The organism is Cobetia sp. 1CM21F (assembly GCF_023161745.1).
GTDB lineage: Bacteria > Pseudomonadota > Gammaproteobacteria > Pseudomonadales > Halomonadaceae > Cobetia > Cobetia amphilecti.
The window spans coordinates 333,856-353,173 of sequence record NZ_JALNTQ010000004.1 but is presented as its reverse complement, the minus strand read 5'-3'; the positions used below and the strand labels follow the sequence as shown (position 1 = coordinate 353,173).

18 protein-coding genes are annotated in these 19,318 nt (G+C 63.6%); 12 read left to right on the top strand and 6 right to left on the bottom strand.

Annotated elements, in window-relative coordinates; genetic code table 11:
• Positions 1 to 435 precede the first annotated feature (435 nt).
• On the bottom strand, positions 436 to 1,644 hold the full coding sequence (gene tyrS / locus MSG32_RS14780) for a tyrosine--tRNA ligase (protein ID WP_248380459.1): 1,209 nt from the start codon (positions 1,642 to 1,644) through the stop codon (positions 436 to 438).
• A gap of 155 nt (positions 1,645 to 1,799) precedes the next feature.
• Here tyrS and MSG32_RS14775 point away from each other — a divergent pair, with 155 nt between their 5' ends.
• A complete protein-coding gene (locus tag MSG32_RS14775) occupies positions 1,800 to 2,948 on the top strand; it encodes an anhydro-N-acetylmuramic acid kinase (RefSeq protein WP_248380457.1) in 1,149 nt (382 codons plus the stop codon).
• Between the two features lie 106 nt (positions 2,949 to 3,054).
• Here the strand turns inward: MSG32_RS14775 and MSG32_RS14770 are convergent, their stop codons facing one another.
• On the bottom strand, positions 3,055 to 4,209 hold the full coding sequence (locus MSG32_RS14770) for a PilT/PilU family type 4a pilus ATPase (protein WP_043333447.1): 1,155 nt from the start codon (positions 4,207 to 4,209) through the stop codon (positions 3,055 to 3,057).
• Positions 4,210 to 4,348: 139 nt separating this feature from the next.
• Entirely contained in the window at positions 4,349 to 5,380 is a 1,032-nt protein-coding gene (locus MSG32_RS14765; RefSeq protein ID WP_043333445.1) for a type IV pilus twitching motility protein PilT, read from the bottom strand.
• A gap of 195 nt (positions 5,381 to 5,575) precedes the next feature.
• Here MSG32_RS14765 and MSG32_RS14760 point away from each other — a divergent pair, with 195 nt between their 5' ends.
• From MSG32_RS14760 to MSG32_RS14735, 6 genes are all read left to right on the top strand, one after another.
• The gene (locus MSG32_RS14760) at positions 5,576 to 6,328 is read left to right on the top strand and encodes a YggS family pyridoxal phosphate-dependent enzyme (protein WP_248380455.1); all 753 of its coding nucleotides are present in this window, start codon (positions 5,576 to 5,578) and stop codon (positions 6,326 to 6,328) included.
• A 71-nt stretch (positions 6,329 to 6,399) separates the two neighbouring features.
• Complete coding sequence (gene proC / locus MSG32_RS14755; RefSeq protein WP_043333440.1) at positions 6,400 to 7,242, top strand: pyrroline-5-carboxylate reductase; 843 nt, start codon at positions 6,400 to 6,402, stop codon at positions 7,240 to 7,242.
• 149 nt (positions 7,243 to 7,391) lie between these two features.
• Entirely contained in the window at positions 7,392 to 7,973 is a 582-nt protein-coding gene (locus MSG32_RS14750; protein ID WP_043333437.1) for a YggT family protein, read from the top strand.
• 269 nt (positions 7,974 to 8,242) lie between these two features.
• Entirely contained in the window at positions 8,243 to 9,436 is a 1,194-nt protein-coding gene (locus tag MSG32_RS14745) for a homoserine O-acetyltransferase (RefSeq protein ID WP_248380454.1), read from the top strand.
• Positions 9,429 to 10,043, top strand: a complete 615-nt coding sequence (gene metW / locus MSG32_RS14740) for a methionine biosynthesis protein MetW (RefSeq protein ID WP_213114186.1) — start codon at positions 9,429 to 9,431, stop codon at positions 10,041 to 10,043. The genes MSG32_RS14745 and metW overlap by 8 nt, the downstream gene beginning before the upstream one ends.
• A gap of 249 nt (positions 10,044 to 10,292) precedes the next feature.
• Entirely contained in the window at positions 10,293 to 10,796 is a 504-nt protein-coding gene (locus MSG32_RS14735; RefSeq protein WP_213114185.1) for a hotdog domain-containing protein, read from the top strand.
• Between the two features lie 143 nt (positions 10,797 to 10,939).
• Here MSG32_RS14735 and MSG32_RS14730 read toward each other — a convergent pair whose 3' ends face one another.
• Positions 10,940 to 12,022, bottom strand: coding sequence for a ChaN family lipoprotein (locus MSG32_RS14730; protein WP_248380452.1), 1,083 nt, complete (start codon positions 12,020 to 12,022; stop codon positions 10,940 to 10,942).
• A 185-nt stretch (positions 12,023 to 12,207) separates the two neighbouring features.
• On the opposite strand from MSG32_RS14730, the gene MSG32_RS14725 reads away from it, so the two are divergent.
• Positions 12,208 to 12,540, top strand: a complete 333-nt coding sequence (locus MSG32_RS14725; protein ID WP_248380450.1) for a Rieske 2Fe-2S domain-containing protein — start codon at positions 12,208 to 12,210, stop codon at positions 12,538 to 12,540.
• 69 nt (positions 12,541 to 12,609) lie between these two features.
• On the opposite strand, the gene sfsA is transcribed toward MSG32_RS14725, so the two are convergent.
• Together sfsA and MSG32_RS14715 are read right to left on the bottom strand one after the other, a co-directional pair.
• Positions 12,610 to 13,455, bottom strand: a complete 846-nt coding sequence (sfsA, locus tag MSG32_RS14720; protein ID WP_248380448.1) for a DNA/RNA nuclease SfsA — start codon at positions 13,453 to 13,455, stop codon at positions 12,610 to 12,612.
• Positions 13,452 to 14,636: an aminotransferase class I/II-fold pyridoxal phosphate-dependent enzyme gene (locus tag MSG32_RS14715; protein ID WP_054556453.1), complete on the bottom strand. Its 1,185-nt coding sequence runs from the start codon at positions 14,634 to 14,636 to the stop codon at positions 13,452 to 13,454. Before MSG32_RS14715 ends, sfsA begins: the two co-directional genes overlap by 4 nt.
• Positions 14,637 to 14,911: 275 nt before the next feature.
• Here MSG32_RS14715 and dksA point away from each other — a divergent pair, with 275 nt between their 5' ends.
• From dksA to MSG32_RS14695, 4 genes are all read left to right on the top strand, one after another.
• Positions 14,912 to 15,349 carry an RNA polymerase-binding protein DksA gene (dksA, locus tag MSG32_RS14710; RefSeq protein WP_043333424.1) on the top strand — a complete coding sequence of 146 codons (438 nt, stop codon included), beginning with the start codon at positions 14,912 to 14,914 and terminating at the stop codon, positions 15,347 to 15,349.
• A gap of 134 nt (positions 15,350 to 15,483) precedes the next feature.
• Entirely contained in the window at positions 15,484 to 16,398 is a 915-nt protein-coding gene (gene gluQRS / locus MSG32_RS14705) for a tRNA glutamyl-Q(34) synthetase GluQRS (protein WP_248380446.1), read from the top strand.
• A gap of 173 nt (positions 16,399 to 16,571) precedes the next feature.
• Positions 16,572 to 18,182: a sigma-54 dependent transcriptional regulator gene (locus tag MSG32_RS14700; RefSeq protein WP_248380444.1), complete on the top strand. Its 1,611-nt coding sequence runs from the start codon at positions 16,572 to 16,574 to the stop codon at positions 18,180 to 18,182.
• 502 nt (positions 18,183 to 18,684) lie between these two features.
• Positions 18,685 to 19,191, top strand: a complete 507-nt coding sequence (locus MSG32_RS14695) for a hypothetical protein (protein WP_152965404.1) — start codon at positions 18,685 to 18,687, stop codon at positions 19,189 to 19,191.
• Positions 19,192 to 19,318 lie beyond the last annotated feature (127 nt).

Here is a 19,318-nt window from a genome sequence, read left to right as displayed (position 1 = left end):
TTAAAGAGCGTCGCTGTTAAGCGAGGAGGCATATTCTACCCGGAACGCTTGAGAAGTCAAGCACTTGATGATGAGTCAGTCGACTGCCTCTAAGCATCATCAAGCGGTGAGGAGCATTGCTCGATCACCTGTTCCGTAAGGAGTGCAGCGTATTCTAGCGAATCGCCCGGGATTGTCAATCGATGAATTCGAAGCGGACTTCAAAAACATCAAGCAAAACAATCACCTGCAAACCTCTTTCACCGCTGGCAACGCCATGCGTCCCCGGCAGCGGATGCGTACTTTACGCACGAACCGCCGTGAGGGCAAGGGCTTTCTTGAGAGAATCTCGCCGCGGTGATGTCAGGCGCTCACAACGCGTTCGGCCCCACCATGTCTGGTGGGGCCGAACGGGAGGCGACATACGCCAGCGTCTTCTCAATACCTGTCAGTACCTCAGCGCGTCACGGTCACTCGTGCGTAACGCTTCTTGCCGGCCTGGATGACGATGGCAGTATCGAAAGGTGCCATGTAGGAAGGCTCGACCACTTCGCCATCCACTTTCACGCGACCATTCTTGAGCATGTCCTTGGCCTGGGCACTGTTGTTGGCCAGGCCCGCGCGGTTGATGACCGCCGCGATCGGCGCCACCTCGGCGCCTTCCAGGCTGACGGTGACATCCGGCATGTCCGCCGGCAGCTCGCCGTCGGCCAGCTGATTGCCGCTGGAGAGGTGCGCCGTCGCCGCCGCTTCTTCATCGTGGAAGCGTGCCACCAGCTCGCGCGCCAGCTCCATCTTGATATCACGCGGGTTGGCACCGTCGTCGATGCTGGCCATCAGCGCCTTCACTTCATCGAGAGGACGCAGCGACAGCAGCTCGAAGTAACGCCACATCAGCGAATCCGGCATGGAGACGATCTTGTTGAACATCTCGCCCGGGCGGTCGTTGATGCCGATGTAGTTGCCCAGCGACTTGGACATCTTCTGCACGCCATCCAGGCCCTCGAGGATCGGCATGGTGATCACGACCTGCGGCTCCTGGCCACGCTGGCGCTGCAGCTCACGCCCCATCAGCAGATTGAACTTCTGATCGGTGCCGCCAAGCTCGATGTCCGCTTCCAGTGCCACGGAGTCATACCCCTGGATCAGCGGATAGAGGAACTCATGGATGGAGATCGGCTGATTGCCGGTATAGCGCTTGTCGAAATCGTCACGCTCGAGCATGCGCGCGACCGTACTGGAGGCCGCCAGCTCGATCATGTCACCCGCGGAGAGCTTGTTGATCCATTCGGAGTTGAAGGCGATGCGCGTCTTGTCCTTGTCGAGGATCTTGAAGACCTGCTCCTGATACGTCAGGGCGTTGGCCTTCACATCCTCTTCGGTCAGCGGCTTGCGCGTCACGCTCTTGCCGGTGGGGTCGCCGATGCGGCCGGTGAAATCACCGATCAGGAAGATGATCTCGTGACCGAGGTCCTGCAGCTGGCGCAGCTTGTTGATCAGCACCGTATGACCGAGGTGCAGGTCCGGCGCCGTCGGATCAAAGCCTGCCTTGACCTTGAGCTTGCGCCCGGACTCGAGCTTCTTGATCAGCTCTTCCTCGACCAGCACCTCATCGGTACCGCGCTTGATGATCTCCAGCGCTTCCACTACTGACTTGTCGCTCATCCTGCCCTCTCTGACCGTTGCTGCTCCCCTCGTAACGGGGCATGTTGGCCGAGAATGTTAGCATGACGAGCATGGCATGCACCCCCTGCTGCTGAGCGGCGTGCTCACAAGCTTCACCCCCCTGTTGCACGCCCCCAATGATCGGGAGACCCCCAATGGCGCTCTACCTTGGCTTGATGACCGGCACCAGCCTGGACGGACTGGATATCGCCTTGCTCGATATCACCCCCTCCTCGCCAGACCACGAACGGATTCGCTTCATTGATGGGCTCGATCTGCCGCTGCCCGAGACACTGCGGACTCGGCTCTGGCAGCTGATGCATTGCGATGAGGCATGCTTCGCCGATCTCGCCGCCGCCGAGCAGGCGTTGGCCGAACTGGCCGCCAGCGCAGTGACGCGCTTGCTGACCCGCCAGCAACTGAGTGCAGACGATATCGCGGCCATCGGCAGCCATGGCCAGACCATCGAGCATCGCCCCTACGGCTTCAGCGATCAGCCATGTCACACGCCCTACACCCTGCAGCTCGACAACCCCAGCCTGCTGGCCGAGCTGTGCGGCATTCCCGTCGTCGCTGACTTCCGGCGCCGTGATCTGGCCGCCGGCGGTCAGGCGGCCCCGCTGGCGCCCGCCTTCCACGCTGCTCTTTTCAGTCAGCCAGACCAATGGCATGGGCTGCTCAACCTGGGTGGCATCGCCAACCTGACGCTACTTCCCCCTCAGGACTCCACGGCTGACGTCATCGGCTTCGACACCGGCCCCGCCAACTGCCTGCTGGATGCCTGGCATGCGCGTCATCGTGGCACCGCGGTGGATCAGGACGGCCAATGGGCCGCCAGCGGCAAGGTGATCCCTGACTTGCTCGAGAGATTGCTGTCGGCCGATTACTTCCGCCGACCACTTCCCAAGAGCACTGGCCGCGAAGACTTCCATCTCGACTGGTTGGCACAGCACCTGACCGGCGACGAGGCACCGGCCGACGTGCAGGCCACGCTCTTGAGCCTGACCGTCGAGAGCATCGTGCGGGCTCTGGAGCAGACCGGCGTGTCACTGGCCGCGCTGACTCCCTGTGGTGGCGGGGCACGCAATGGCGCCCTGCTCACTCAGCTGGAGCAGCGCCTGGCGCAAGGCGAGCAAGCGACGCCCCTCGTGCCCTGCGCTGACATGGGCTGGAACGCAGACCTGCTCGAAGCCAGCGCCTTTGCCTGGCTCGCGGCGCGCAGAGTACTGGAGCGTCCCGGCAACCTGCCCAGCGTGACCGGCGCGAGCGGCCCGAGAGTGCTGGGCGGCCTCTACGCCCGCTGATCCTCATCGGATACGAAAAAGCCGCCCTCTTCCTCAGAAGAAGGGCGGCTCTTGGTTGACTGATCTCTACGCCAACATCACCGACAGCTGACATCACCGACACGCCTCAGTCGTCATCCCCTTGCAGCGAGAAGCGACTGGCGGCATTCAGGACATCCAGCTGGGCTTCCTGGGCGCTGTCGGAATCACCGAACTTGATCATCAGGCGCAGGTCATTGGCGGAATCGGCATGCGCCAAAGCCACTTCCTCGGTGATCAAGCCCTGCTGATGCAAGGCGTACAGCGATTGATCGAAGGTCATCATGCCCTGCTGCTGCGAGCGCTTCATGACGTCCTTGATCTCGACCACCGCGCCCTTGCGGATCAGGTCGACGATCAGCGGTGAACGCAGCATCACCTCAATGGCCGGCACGCGCTGGGTGGTGTTGCCACTCTTGTGAGGCAGCAGCTGCTGGGCCACGATGCCCTTGAGGTTCAGCGACAGATCCATCCACACCTGTTCATGACGCTCCTCCGGGAAGAAGTGGATGATGCGGTCCAGCGCCTGGTTGGCATTGTTGGCATGCAACGTCGCAAGACACAGGTGACCGGTCTCGGCGAAGGTCAGCGCATGCTCCATGGTCTCACGCGAGCGGATCTCGCCGATCATGATCACGTCCGGCGCTTGGCGCAGCGTATTGCGCAGTGCCACCTCGAAGGACTCGGTATCGATCCCCACTTCACGCTGCGTCACGATGGAGCGCTGGTGAGGGTGGATATACTCGATCGGGTCTTCGATGCAGATGATGTGCCCGCTCGAGGTCTGGTTGCGGTGCTGGATCATCGCCGCCAGCGAGGTCGACTTGCCGGCGCCGGTACCGCCGACGAAGATCACCAGACCACGCTTGGTCTCGGAAAGCCCCTTGATGATCTCCGGCAGCCGCAACTCTTCCAGGCTGGGAATCGACAGCTGGATGCGGCGAATCACCATGCCCATCTGGCTGCGCTGGTAGAAGGCGCTGATCCTGAAGCGCCCGACTCCCGGCAAGCTATGCGCGAAGTTGGCCTCGCGCTCTTCCTCGAAGCGCTCGCGCTGCATGTCACTCATCGGTGCGAGCACCAGCTCTCTCACCTGATCGACACTCAGCTTCTTGTCACCCAGCGCCACCATGCGGCCATTGACCTTCATCTGCGGCGGTGTGCCGGTGGAGATGAACAGGTCCGAGCTGCCCTTGCTGACCATCAACTGCAGAAGTTCATGCAGCCATTCATGAGGAGTCATGAGTTGTATCCCGATATGCGCCTTGAGAGTCGCGCCCAAGGCCTCGCGCTGAAATGCCGTCCCATGAACCTGAAAAGTTGACGTGTTCCGGCCCCTGCCCCACCTACCTGCAACGTGATTGTCGGTACTCCTGGCGAATTCAGCTCAACAAGCCCTTGGCTTTCGCCTGAGCATCTTCATTGGTCACCAGCCCTTCCGCCAACAGACGCGTCAGCGCTGCATCCAGTGTCTGCATGCCCAGGGCGCCACCGGTCTGGATGGAGGAATACATCTGCGCCACCTTGTCCTCGCGGATCAGGTTACGAATGGCAGGCGTCGCGATCATGATCTCGTGAGCCGCCACCCGGCCACCGCCAATCTTCTTGAGCAGTGTCTGGGCGATGACGCCCTGCAGGGACTCGGACAGCATCGAGCGCACCATCGACTTCTCCTCGCCGGGGAAGACGTCGATGATACGGTCGACGGTCTTGGTCGCGGAGGTGGTGTGCAGGGTGCCGAACACCAGGTGACCCGTCTCGGCCGCGGTCAGCGCCAGGCGGATGGTCTCGAGATCTCGCAGCTCGCCGACCAGAATGACATCCGGGTCTTCACGCAGCGCCGAACGCAGCGCGGGCGCGAAGCCGTGGGTATCACGGTGCACTTCACGCTGGTTGACCAGACACCGCTTGGACTGGTGCACGAATTCCACCGGGTCCTCGATGGTGAGGATGTGGTCGTACTTGTTCTCGTTGATGTAATCGACCATCGCCGCCAGCGTGGTGGATTTACCGGAGCCGGTCGGCCCGGTGACAAGAATCAGGCCGCGCGGCAGCATGCACATCTTGCGGAAGGCTTCACCGAGCCCCAGATCCTCCATCGTCAGCACTTCCGAGGGGATGGTACGGAAGACGGCCCCCGCGCCACGCCCCTGATGGAAGGCGTTGACACGAAAGCGCGAGACACCCGGCACCTCGAAGGAGAAATCGGTCTCGAGGAATTCCTCGAAGTCACGGCGCTGCTTGTCGTTCATGATCTCGTAGATCAGCGCGCGCACCTGCTTGTCATCCATTGACGGCACATTGATGCGCCGCACATCACCGTCGACACGAATCATCGGTGGCAAACCAGCGGACAGGTGAAGATCCGACGCGTTCTGTTTTGCCGAAAAAGCCAGCAGTTCGGTAATATCCATGCAGTTCCCTCGCGAAGACCGAAGCTCTTGTACCAACGAGTCTTGTGTACTCTGGTGAAAGTGTGAAGTGGCTCTTCAGTAGATAGTGCGATGGGCACCATGTCACCAGGCCTGTCACGCTCATGCTATTGATGACACGCCTGATACCGTGCCAGCCATCGCCAGGTTGTTCCGCAAATTCTGGAGCCGAGCCGCATGACCGCAGTCCCCGACGACGAAGCTTGTGTTACCCAGTGTATCCTAGAGGCCCGCGCGCGGCTGGAAAAGGCATTGCAGACAAGTAAACGCAACGCTGATTCGGCGCAAGTGCTGGCCGTCAGCAAGACCAAACCCGCCACGCTGGTGCGCGCAGCCTGGCAATCCGGCCAGCGGGCCTTCGGCGAGAACTACCTGCAGGAAGCGCTGGACAAGCAGCAGGCGCTGTCGGACCTCACCGATATCGAATGGCATTTCATCGGCCCCATCCAGTCCAACAAGACGCGCGCCATTGCCGAGCACTTTGCCTGGGTGCATACCGTGGAACGCGAGAAGATCGCACGCCGCCTGAGCGAGCAGCGCCCCCGTGAGCTTGGCGCGCTCGATGTCTGCCTGCAGGTCAATATCTCCGGCGAAGCCTCCAAGGCTGGCGTGGCACCGCAGGAACTGCTGGCGCTGGCCGAGGCGGTGATCACGCTGCCCGGGCTGCGCCTGCGCGGCCTGATGGCGATTCCGGCCCCCTGCGCCGCCGATGCCAGTGAGACCGAGCGCCGTGCGCCCTTCCGCCAGCTTCGCGAGCTGCTGGAGCAACTGCAGACGCGCTTCCCCGCCGCCAGCTACCCGCAGGCCCGGCTCGATACGCTCTCGATGGGCATGAGCGCGGATCTTGAGGCCGCCGTCGCTGAAGGTGCGACACTGGTACGCCTCGGCACTGCCATCTTCGGCGCACGTGACTATTCCCACGTCCACTGAGTCCAACGCTCGCTGATGCAAGGCTCTCGAGCTTGCCGCCAGCCCTCCCACTGAATGATCAGGAGCACCGCATGACGCACCAGAGCACCGCTACACCGCGCACCATCGCCTTCATCGGCGCCGGCAACATGGCCAGTGCCATCTTCGGCGGCATGGTCGATGCCGGCTATCCCGCGGACCGCATCATCGCCACGGCTCGCTCGCGCGAGACACTCGATGCCCTCGAGCAGCGCTACGGCGTGAGCACGACCCAGGACAACGCCTACGCCGTCTCGCAAGCCGATGTCGTGGTGCTGGGCGTCAAGCCGCAGATGATGCATGACGTCTGCCAGGCGCTGACCCCTGCGGTTCAGAACCGCAAGCCGCTGATCGTCTCGGTCGCGGCCGGCATCACCTGCGACAGCCTCGAGCGCTGGCTGGGCGGCGACCTCGCCATCATCCGCTGCATGCCCAACACACCGTCACTGGTCGGTGTCGGTGCCAGCGGCCTCTATGCCACCGCCCAGGTGACGGAGGAGCAACGCGGCTTGATGGATGAGATGCTGACTGCGGTCGGTATCGTCGAGTGGGTCGAGGAAGAAGGTCTGCTGGAAGCCGTCACCGGCATTTCCGGTTCCGGCCCGGCCTACTTCTTCCTGTTCATCGAGTCACTCGAAGCGGCAGGCATCGAGCTGGGGCTGAATGCCGAGACCGCGCGCCGCCTGGCGATCCAGACCGCCCGCGGTGCCGCCGAGATGGCCTTCTCCAGCGAGCATGAGCCTGCCGAACTGCGTCGCCGCGTGTGCTCGCCGAATGGCACCACGGAGCGCGCCATCAACAGCTTCGAGGAGGATGGCCTGCGCGATATCGTCGAGCGCGCCGCCAAGGCCTCCAGCGTGCGCGCCGCCGAGCTTGCCCGCGAGCTGGATCGCTGACAGCCTCTGCCCCACTGACAACTCCTGCAGGCCGCTGGCAGCCCGGGTCACAACAGGCCATCATGCGCTGTTCATCTGTTGTTGGCATGCTAGCGGCATGACGCGTGCACAATCGCGCGCCCACTTCTCACCGTCTTAAGGAAAGCCCCATGGGTGCTATGGGTAATATCGGACTTCAGCTGGTCACCATCCTGCTGCAACTGTTTGTCTACATCCTGATGCTGCGCTTCCTGCTGCAGCTGTCCCGCGCGGACTTCTACAACCCTGTCACCCAGTCAGTGGTCAAGGCGACCAACCCGCTGGTAGCCCCGTTGCAGGGCATCCTGCGCCCGCTGGGACGCTTCGACATCGCCACCCTGGCCGCGGCCTTCATCGTCGTCAGCCTGGTGCTGGTCGCGATCGGCGCCCTGTTCGGTGGCGGCATGCTGCCGGTCGGCTTCATCGCGCTGACGGCACTGGGCACCATCCTCGACAGCATCATCAACATCTACTTCTTCGCCCTGATCGCGATGATCATCCTGTCGTGGGTCGCACCGCAGGCCAACCACCCGGGCGCCATCCTAGTCCACCAGCTGGTCGATCCGATCATGAAGCCGGTGCGCAAGGTGATTCCGTCGATCGGCATGCTCGATCTGTCCCCGATCTTCGTGTTCATCGCGCTCAATCTGGTCGGCAGCCTGATCAACCAGACCCTGCCGTCACTGGGCATGCTGCGCAGCGCCTTCAGTTAAGCCGGCGCTCCGCCAGCAAGGATGGCTCGCACGCGCCCAGCGCACAGGCCGACGAGATCAGCGCCCGCCACGGACTCCCGTGGCGGGCGCTCTTGCATCAAGTCTCACTGGATCACGCGTGCGCACGCTGTGCTAGAGTGAGCCCTCGGCCGAAGCCAGAACCACGGTGCACGAGACGCCCACAAGGCGCATCACCGCGGCTTCGCGCCCCGGACACGGGCCTTGCCCCGAACACTCTGCTGGACATGATGCTGGAAACCTTCACCACGATGCCTGATTCCCTGCCCCCGGATTCGGTCGGTCTCGTCACGCCTCAGACTGCCCACTTCAATACCCCGCTGGAGCTGGCCTGCGGCAGACGCCTCGAGCAGTACTCGCTGGTCTACGAGACCTACGGCGAGCTGAACGCGGACGCCAGCAACGCCATCCTGATCTGTCATGCCCTCACCGGCCACCATCATGCGGCCGGCTATCACGCCATGAGCGACCGCAAGCCTGGCTGGTGGGACGACTACATCGGCCCCGGCAAGCCCATTGATACCTCGCGCTTCTTCGTCATCGCGCTGAACAACATCGGCGGCTGCCACGGCAGTACCGGCCCGACCTCGATCAACCCGGAGACGGGCGAGCAATGGGGGCCTGACTTCCCATTGGTTACCGTGCCGGACTGGGTCGAGAGCCAGAAGCGCCTCGCCGAGTCTCTCGGCATCACCCGCTTCGCGGCAGTGGTCGGTGGCTCGCTGGGTGGCATGCAGGCGCTGCAGTGGGTAATGGATCACCCTGATCGCGTCGGTCATGTCGCCATCATCGCCTGCACGCCGAAACTCTCGGCGCAGAACATCGCCTTCAATGAAGTCGCGCGTCAGGCGATTCGCTCTGACCCGGAATTCCATGACGGCTGGTACTCGCGTGTCGATGCCGTGCCCAAGCGCGGCCTCAAGCTGGCGCGCATGGTCGGTCACATCACCTATCTTTCCGAGCATTCGATGGGCACCAAGTTCGGGCGTGATCTGCGTCAGGACCGCCTCAACTTCGGTTACGACGTCGACTTCCAGGTCGAGAGCTATCTGCGCCACCAGGGCGATACCTTCTCCACCGCCTTCGATGCCAATACCTACCTGCTGATGACCAAGGCGCTCGACTACTTCGATCCTGCCGCCACGGCAGGCGAAGACCTGTCCGCGGCCATGGCGCCGATCAGCTGCCCGGTACTGGTAGTCAGCTTCACCACCGACTGGCGCTTCGCGCCGTCACGCTCTCGCGAGCTGGTCAATGCCATGATCCATGCCGGCAAGTCGGTCAGCTACGCCAACATCGACTCGCCGCACGGCCATGATGCCTTCCTGCTGCCGGGCGAGCGCTACGAGACGGTGCTGGGCAACTTCCTGACTCGCGCTTACGACCACGCCTGTGGCGCGCCAGCCACGCAAAAGCCGAGCACCAAGGAGACCAGCCATGCGTAACGACCTCGCCCAGATTCATGACTGGATTCCCGAAGGCGCGCGCGTGCTGGACCTCGCCTGCGGTGACGGCACCCTGCTGGCCTCCCTCAAGGAGACCAAGCAGGTCTTCGGCTATGGCCTGGAGATCGACCCCGACAACATCAGTGCCTGTATCGCCCGTGGCGTGAACGTCATCGAGCAGAATGTCGATGATGGCCTGGCCAACTTCGCCGACGACACCTTCGATCGCGTGGTGATGTCCCAGGCATTGCAGGTACTGCGTCGCCCGGACCGTGCGCTGGAAGAGATGATGCGTGTCTCGCGTGAGGCCATCATCACCTTCCCCAACTTCGCCTACTGGCGCCACCGCCTGCACCTGGGCATGAAGGGGCGCATGCCGGTCTCCAAGTCGCTGCCTCACGCCTGGTACGACACGCCGAACATCCACCTGTCGACCTTCGCGGACTTCGAGCGCCTGTGTCGCGCCCAGGGCCTCAAGATCATCGATCGCGCGGTCGGCAATGGCGATCACGAGCCACACCCGGCGGCGACCTGGTGGCCGAACCTGTTCGGGGAAGTGGCCATCTTCCGCGTCTGCCGCGACAACTGCCCGCCCGACCAGCGCTGAGTTCAGGCGCCCTACAGCAGTCGCCACAGACCAAGCGCCAGGCACCGCAAGAAAACGGCCGACAGGACACTCCTGTCGGCCGTTTCGCGTCATGACACTACCGATTCTTCCGCGCCGCGATAGTGCTGCGCTATCCGGGCCATGCACAGACAGTCGCAACTAAAGTCTATATACTTTCGGGGTAAACGCAGCTGAGGATCACGGCACGCACTTCCGGTGAGGTGCGCCGGCATCCCGAGGAGAGAGTGCATGAACTTCCATACCCGCAAGTGGGTCAAGCCTGAAGATCTCAACCCCAACGGCACCCTGTTCGGTGGACGCCTGCTGGCCTGGATCGATGAAGAAGCGGCCATCTACGCCATCGTCCAACTGGGCACCTCGCGCGTGGTCACCAAGTTCATGTCGGAGATCAACTTCGTCTCCAGCGCGCGTCAGGGCGACATCATCGAACTGGGCATCACCGCCAGCGCCTTCGGTCGCACCTCGATCTCGCTGTGCGTCGAGATCCGCAACAAGATCACCCGCGAGCGCATCCTGACCATCGACCGCATCGTGCTGGTCAGCGTCGATGCCGACTTCAAGCCGGTGCCCCACGGCCGCACGCGCATCACCTATATCGAAGACCGCTTCCGTGAGCAGGCCGGCAGCAACGATAGCCATAACGACGGCCACAACGACAATCACAAAGACGAAACGCCGCAGAAGGCACCGCGTCGGCGTGCCGACAGCGCCTCGGACCTCAAGAACGCCTGATCGCGTCGCTCTTCAGGTCGCGCCACGCAGGTCGCACCAACGAAAAAGGCACCTCCGAGAGGTGCCTTTTTTCATGCCGGCAATTCAGGCCGCTGTTGTGTTGCTGATGTCCGAGGGCTGACTAAGCAGGGCCTGACTGGCCGCTAGCTGACGGTCGTCTGCATCGTCTCACGCAGGCCTTCACAGGCATCCGCGACTGGCGCCGTCGCCGGCGTGAACCACACCAGATCATAGGCCGGCGCCGCACCGGCGCTTTCCGGCAGATAATCGGTGAGATGTGTCAGCGGTTGGCCCGCGTCATCCCAGGCCACCGGCATCAGCGCCACGGACAGCGTGCTGCCGTCCAGCCAACGCGGCACGCCGATATCGCGACGGGCATGGCCGGAGCCACACACCAGCAGGCTGGTGGCGCCGTCGGCCGTCAGGCCCTCCAGGCGCTCTGCCATCTGCTGATCCCGCGCCAGCTGTGCACGCAACATCGCATCCAGGCGCTCTGCACCCAGCAGGCCGCAATGGCCTTCATCCAGTGCCTCACGCTGCAGGCGCAGTACCGCTTCCGGCAGTGCCAGCGGCGACTGTCCCGGTGCCATGCTGGCCTCCAGCTGTGCCGCCGACAGGCTGGCAGAGGCCAGTGGCGCGCCACTGTCCAGCGCTCCGCGCAGCAGAGGGGCGTAGTCGGTGAAGGGCCAGCGCGCATTCCAGGCCAGCAGCTGCTGAAGCTCGTCATCCGGCAATCCCGCGACCGCAAGCGAGGTGCGGTTGGCCAGCGACAAGGCGGCATCCTGGGTCGTGTCCAGCATCTCCAGCGCCACACCGCCCAGCTGACGCCGCGCGACCAGCGCATCGATCAACCAGCGTTCCAGCTGGTGATGGTCCGGATTGTCGTGATGCTCGCCCAGCAGCACCATCGAGTGCGCCTGACTCCAATCGACCAGCGCCGCTGGCGACAGACGACGATTGCCCTCCGCGACCAGAATGCTGCCCAGCAACGGGTGGGACGCCTTGGGGTCATGCCAGGCCGGCAGTGGTGGCAAAGGCCCGTTGGCCGGCTGAGCGGCCTGTGCGAGCGGGCTTCTCAGTGCCGTGCCCAGCACGGAAAGCCCGCCCGCCGAGGCGACCATGCCGGCCAGCAACTGGCGACGGCTCACCCCGGCCGTGCGCTCAGGCGTCTCGGATTCGTTGCTGGAGCGGAAGCTGGAAGTGATCGAGCGGCGAAATAGCGACATGAAGATGACCCGGCATGGAAGGAAGCGGCAAGACACGGTAAAAGACCACAAGAGAGCGTGCCAACGCTGCCATGATACCCGATGCGAGCCCCCTCATGTCCGAAAGGCCACCAACACTCCCCCAAGGGCCCTCATCCAGGCTGTGCTTGAGACTGCCGCTGCCATCACTGCCCATCGGCCGCAGCATGGCCCTGACACTCGATGATGGCCGTCCGGCCTTGCTGGTGATGCAATCCGACGGCCCGCGCGCCTTCCTCGACCGCTGCCCGCACCAGGGCAGCCGAATGCTGACCGAAGACGAGACTGGCGATCCCTACATGGACGCGACCGGCGGCTTGATCCTCTGCCACCGCCATCAGGCCTGTTTCGAACCGCATCACGGCACCTGCATCAGCGGACCCTGCGTCGGCCAACGCTTGACCGCGCTGGACGTTGAGCTGGTGCACAACGACGCCTCGCCAGCACAGCTGCTGCTGTGGGAGGTCGCAGGCAGCGGTGGAGAAATGAGGGAGAGATGATAGAGAGATGATGGAGAGATTATAGAGAGAGACGAGCGCTGACTGGCAGGCTGAACGCCAGCGACCTGATCAGCCAGCAAAGCGCGCGTCATGCAGTGACAGCGCGCGCGTCAGACCCAGTCTTGCTCGCCACAGCGGCTGACCCGCGTCCGAAAGAGACTCCTCGAGCGTGATCTGCATGCCCAGCGCCACTACCTCGACACCGGCGGCCTGCGCCCGGGCAAAGGCCTGCGCATAGGCCGGATCGAGATGCGCCGCCGGTGCGACATCCTCGATCCCGTCATGGGCGACGCAGAACACCAGCACGCAGCGGTGGCCTGCTGCGACCAGCGCCGCGAGGCTGGCCAGATGGCGCTGGGCACGCGTGCTCACCGAGTCCGGGAAATAGCCGTGACCGTCGGCTTCACGCAGCGTCAATTGCTTGACCTCCAGATAGATCGAGGCCGCGCCCTCCTCCTTCGGCCACATCTGGAAATCAAGCCGTGAACGCTCCGGCGTGTCATTGCCCGGCAGCAGGACCTCGACACGCGACTCGCGCTTGAGGCGCGCAAAGTCGGCGAGCCCCATGTCGTGCAGCACGCTGACGCTTGCCTGCTGCAGCGCCGCCTCGACATGGGCATTGGCACGTCCGGTATGCACCGCCACCAAGGCCTCACGCCGGCCGTCAGCGCCGGGCGGGTCCAAAGGCAGGCGAATCAGCTCCCAGGTCCAGGCGAGCTTGCGCTTGGGGTTGTCGGACGGCGATAGCCATACCTCACAGCCTTCGACGCACACCGCGCGCATCGAGCCGGTATTCGGGCAATGCGCCGTCACCACTTCACCGGCCCGCTCACCCTCGAGCAGCTCCACCTCGGCGAAGAAGCGCTTGTAGCGACGGATCAAACGACCACGATACAGTCCCTCAAGCAACATCATGCCGACACTCCCGCCTGAGTGGCACGCCGCTCAAGGAAGCGCTCCATGCGGGCCAGGGCCTCGCGCAGACGCGCCTCATCAGCGGTGAAGGCGATACGCACATGGCGACGCCCTTCGGCCAGCGCGAAGTCCGTGCCCGGAGTGATGGCGACATTCTCTTCTTCCAGCAGTGCGCGGCAGAAGGCCTCGCTGTCATCACTCAGATGCGAGATATCCAGCCAGACGTAGAAGGCGCCCTGCGGCGGCACCGACGGCGCCAGCCCCAGGCGTTCGAGCCCGGCCAGCAGCACGCCACGGCGGGCTTCCAGCACCTGCCGACGACGCTCGAGCTCTGCTTCGCATTCCGGCGTGAAGGCCGCCAGCGCCGCATGCTGGGCAGGCGTCGACGCAGCCAGGAAGACATTCTGCGCCAGGCGTGACAATGGCTCGACCGCGGCTTCCGGCGCCACCAGCCAGCCCAGCCGCCAGCCCGTCATGCCGAAGTATTTCGAGAAGCTGTTGATGACGAAGGCATCGGGGCACTCCGCCAGTGCGGTGTGCGCAGGCACGCCATAGGTCAGCCCCTGATAGATCTCATCCACCAGCAGGTGCGCATCACGCGTCTGGCACAGCTCGCCCAGCGCCTTCAATTCCTCGGGCGACAGCACGTGTCCGGTGGGATTGGAGGGCGATGCCACCATCACGGCCCGCGTGTTCTCGCGCCAGAAATCATCGGCAAGTTCGGCGGTCAGCTGCCAGCCACTCTCCGCATTGACGGGCACCACATCCAGCTGGGCATCCACCAGGCCCATGAAGTGGCGATTGCAGGGGTAGGTCGGGTCGGCCATCAACACGCTGTCGCCACGTTCGGCGCACAGCAATGTGGCCAGCAGCAAGGCACCGGAGGCGCCGGGCGTGATGATGATACGGGAGGGAGACACCGTGACGCCGTGGCGGCGCTGATAGTCTGCCGCGATGGCCTCGCGCAGGGCCGGCAGGCCGCAGGCAGGGGTGTAGCGCGTCTGACCGGCCGCCAGCGCCGCCTGCCCGGCGGCGATCACCGGCGCGGGGGTCGGGAAGTCGGGCTCGCCCACTTCCAGATGAATGACGTCATGGCCCGCGGCCTCGCGCGCCTGGGCGGCTTCCAGCAGCGTCATCACGCGAAAGGCAGCGACGGATTCAAGACGGCGGGCAAACGGCATGACAACACTCCTCAGGATGGGAGCTTCATTCTAGGCGCCTGCCAAGGCCCATTCCCAGCCCCTTCGTGCAGGAAAATCGGTGTTTGCCGGTACACGCCGGACCACTGCCCGCTACAAACTATCGTCGGAGATCGGTTGCAAACTTGTCATTTTTACGCTAAATAAGCTGATCTTCTCGCGAGGGCAGCAGTCAGGACAGCCCCCTCGCCGTGGCCAAGGAGGCAGTGCAACAGACTGTCGACGGCCCAAGTCACCTTGCGGAATGAGGCGGTCCCATGCCCTTAGCTGAAACCAAGCCGGAAGCGCTTAAGAAATTCACCCCGTATGAGCCGGCAGCGGGTGAAGAGTACATGAACGAGAAGCAGCTAGCGCACTTCCGTCAGATCCTGCTGGACTGGAAACAGGAGCTGATGGAAGAGGTCGATCGCACCGTGCGTCACTTGCAGGAAGATGCCAACAACTACGCGGACCCTGCAGACCGTGCCACTCAGGAAGAAGGCTTCAGCCTCGAACTGAGAACACGTGATCGCGAGCGCAAGCTGCTGAAGAAGATCAACGAGACCATCGAGAACATCGATGAAGACGACTACGGCTTCTGCGAAGCCTGCGGCGTCGAGATCGGCATTCGCCGTCTGGAAGCACGTCCGACCGCTACCCAGTGTGTCGACTGCAAGACGCTGGCCGAGTTGAAGGAAAAGCAGCTGGGCCGCTAAGCCCTGCTGTCGATGAAGCGACGTCAGGCCGTCGCCCTCATCCCCCATACGGGCACCCTCCTCGGAGCGGTGCCCGTATGCGTTCAGGCCCTGCTGCCTGCGAATTCCCCACCACGAAGGATGACGGAGCCCACATGCCTACCGCCTACCGTGGCCGCTTTGCCCCTACCCCTTCCGGTCCGCTGCATGCGGGCTCGCTGCTGGCCGCCGTCGCCAGCTATCTCGATGCCCGCCATCACGGCGGCGAGTGGCTGGTGCGTATCGAGGATATCGACCCACCACGCTGCCCCACCGGGAGCGCCGATACCATCCTGCGCCAGCTGGATGCCTTCGGCCTGCAGCGCGATGGCGAGCTCCGCTACCAGAGCCAGCGTCACGCCGCCTACGCCGAGGCGCTGGAGCAACTGAAGGCCAGTGGTATCGCCTACCCGTGTGACTGCTCGCGCAAGCAGTGGCGCGAGCATGCCATCTACCCCGGCTGGTGCCGTGAGCGAGCTGAACCTCCCACGGGCGAGCATGCCTGGCGGCTGGATGTGCGTGCGGCAGAGCGCTTCGGCGGCGCCCGGGCCATCGCTGGCTGGCAGGACCGCCTGCAGGGCGCGGTCCAGCTGGATCTCGCCGCGCTCGGCGATGTGGTGCTCAAGCGACGCGATGGCCTGTGGGCCTATCAGCTGGCCGTAGTGGTGGATGATGCCGAGCAGGGCATCACCGATGTCGTGCGTGGGCTCGATCTGGTCGATAACAGCCCCTGGCAACGCCTGCTGCAGGCCGCGCTCGACCTGCCGATGCCGCGCCTGACGCACCTGCCGCTGATCACGGCCGCCAATGGCCAGAAGCTCTCCAAGCAGAATCTGGCACCGGCCCTGCCGGAAGACGCCAGCGCGATTCGAACGCTGCTGCACCATACCCTGACGCTGCTCGGTCAGGCGCCGCCACCGGCACTGGCGACCGCCAGCCCCGCTGAACAACTCGCCCACGCCACTCCTCGCTGGTCACTCGCGGCGGTCGGCACCGCGCCGTCACTCAGTGCGGCCACTGCTCCAATGTGAAGGACTGCTGAGGGAAGTTGAGGGAAGTTGAGGGAAGCTGAGACCAGGCACGCCATGCACTCGGGACGCCTGACAACAGCCACGATTGTCGGATTGCCTCCCCTGTGGGAACAGGACAGACTCGAACGACAGTCATTCCCTCATGCACACCCTCAGGCGAGCGACATCACCCCATGGCCCGGATTCTGATCGTCGAAAAGGAAGGTGCTTCGCGCAACACGCTGCAGCATCTGCTGGAGCGCGAGGGTCACGACGTGGTGCAGGCCAGCGGCCTGGAGGATGCCCGTCTGCAACACCCCGCCGACTTCGCGCTGGTGATCTGCGACAGCGAACTGGCCGGAGAGCATGCCGACCCGATCCTGCGTGCCAGCCGGCCAACTCCCGTGCTGCTGCTGGCCGACAACCCCAGCCTGCACGCCGCCATCGGCTGTCTGAAGGCAGGGGCAGCCGACTATCTGCCCAAGCCGTTCGATCAGCAGGCCTTCGCGCGCAGCGTGCGCGATGCGCTGTCGCTGCCACGCCAGGGGGCGCCGAGTGCCGCGCCCCCTCCGCCCCAGGCGCATGCTGGCACGGCCAACAAGCCGGTGGAGATGATTGGCCACTGTCGCGCCATGCAACAGGTCTATACCCGCATCCGCAAGGTTGCGCCCGCCGATGTCACCGTGCTGGTACTCGGTGAGTCCGGCACCGGCAAGGAGCTGGTCGCGCGCGCCATTCACCGCCAGAGTGAACGCCATCAGGCGCCGCTGATCTGCGTCAACTGCGCCGCCATTCCCGAGACGTTGATCGAGTCCGAACTGTTCGGCCATGAAAAAGGCGCCTTCACCGGCGCCACCAGCTCACGCACCGGTCTGATCGAAGCCGCCGACGGCGGCACACTGTTTCTGGATGAGATCGGCGAACTGCCACTGGATGCCCAGGCACGCCTGCTGCGAGTGCTGCAGGAGGGCGAGATTCGCCGCGTGGGGGCCATCGAGACGCGCTACGTCGACATCCGCCTCATCGCCGCGACCCACCGCAACCTGCATCAGCTCTCGGCCAGCGGCGAGTTCCGCCTCGACCTCTACTATCGCTTGAACGTGATGGAGATCGACCTGCCGCCCCTGCGTGAGCGCGGCGATGACGTGCTGGAACTGGCTGAGCACCTGCTGGCCGGCATCGCCCGCAAGCATGGTCGGGACGGCATGCGACTCTCTCAGCGGGCGCGTCAGGAAATCCACCACTACGCCTGGCCCGGCAATGTCCGTGAGCTGGAAAACGCCCTCGAGCGGGGCGTCATCCTGGCGGAGCGCCGCATCATCGCCCCGGAAGACCTCGGCCTGCGCACGCCCTCAGGGCAGCCGCTTCAGGCAACGCCCGCCGCAACGGCCGTCCCGGCGGCACCCTCCACTGCTCAGACGCCGAAGACAGCGGGCAGAGGGGCGGCGAAAGGTGCGATTAAAGGGTCGATGAAAGGCACAGTGAAAGGCGCCGCCAGGGGCGCAAGTCCCGAGACGGCCGCAGCGCCTGTGACAGGTCAGCCCGCAGCCGGCCAACAGGACATGGGCCAGCCACCGCCTGCGGACACCCCACGCAGCGGCCTCTCGGTGGTCGGCGATGCCGGTGAGGAGGAAGACCTTTCGCTGGAGGACTACTTCCAGCACTTCGTGCTCGAGCATCAGGACCACATGAGCGAGACCGAGCTCGCACGCCGCCTCGGCATCAGCCGCAAGAACCTCTGGGAGCGACGTCAGCGCCTGGGCATTCCACGTCGCAAGGGCCGCCGCAGCTCTCCCGCAAACTGACGTTGGCGCAATGAAGCTGGAGCGACGCTGGAGCACTGACGCTGGCGCACAGAAGTCACTGCGCTGAAGTTACTGCGCTGAAGTCACTGCGCTGAAGTCACTGCGCTGAAGTCACTGCACCATGCAGGTGCCCTCCCGAGCGAGCAAGCCGCCTGCGGCGCCACCTTGCCTGCCAGAGATCCCCGCATCATCGAGGGCATCGCTAGACTTTAGTGTCGAAAGACTCGCAAAAAACCCAGCTCAATCATTAGCTTGCAAGGCACTTCGTTAGACCTTCGCACCAATTGTTACCATCGACCCCAAATCATGACCCCATCCAGCGCACCAATGGGCACGTCAGGTAACACCTCGCACCTCTCTACACCTCACGTCTCAGCGACCTATGTCTAAATGACTGAATTGCTGGTTTTTTTTAAGCTGTGGCACATCCGATGCAATAACACGGTCAAGAAAAAGAACAACCGGAAATACGAAGCGCGCCCAACAACAACAAGAACGCGCAATGCTTCGAAAACCCTCGACACCAACAAGAACAATACCCGTCGAGCGCGTGACATTGATGATGAACCGCATGCCTCACTACATGAGTGGTGACAGGCAAGAGCCAAAACAAGAACAAACGGCCGCAGTTCATCATCCGCCGATCCAACAACAACAAGATATCGGCAGTCCGGAATCTACTGACCAGGACGCGACGAATCCGGCCTCGAGCACCAACAAGAACAACAGGCTCGACCCCGGATCACCCCCGAAACAACAACAACTCGCGGGGGGAGGCTACTCAGCCGTCGGTGAATGGAAGATTGTTTTGAATACGAGATGGTCACCGAACAGACAGCCAGACAACAACAACATGATCTGCAACACGAAGGATCTGTCTGCATTGATTTGTGACTGTGGTGCGTATTCAGGGCGATGCGCCATCACGAAAAAGAACATCCGCTCAAGGATGCGTGTACCCTACCTGCAAGGGAGACCGAGTGATCGGTCTCCCTTTTTCCTTGTCTGAGAGGTGATTTTCGCCTCGTCAGACGCCTTGAAGTGCAGAGTCGGCCCCTGGATGGCAGACCGGCGCTTTGCCAAGGTATCTGCCCTCGGCTACACTGGGCGGCCTGCCACGCACGAGTCGAATCGCT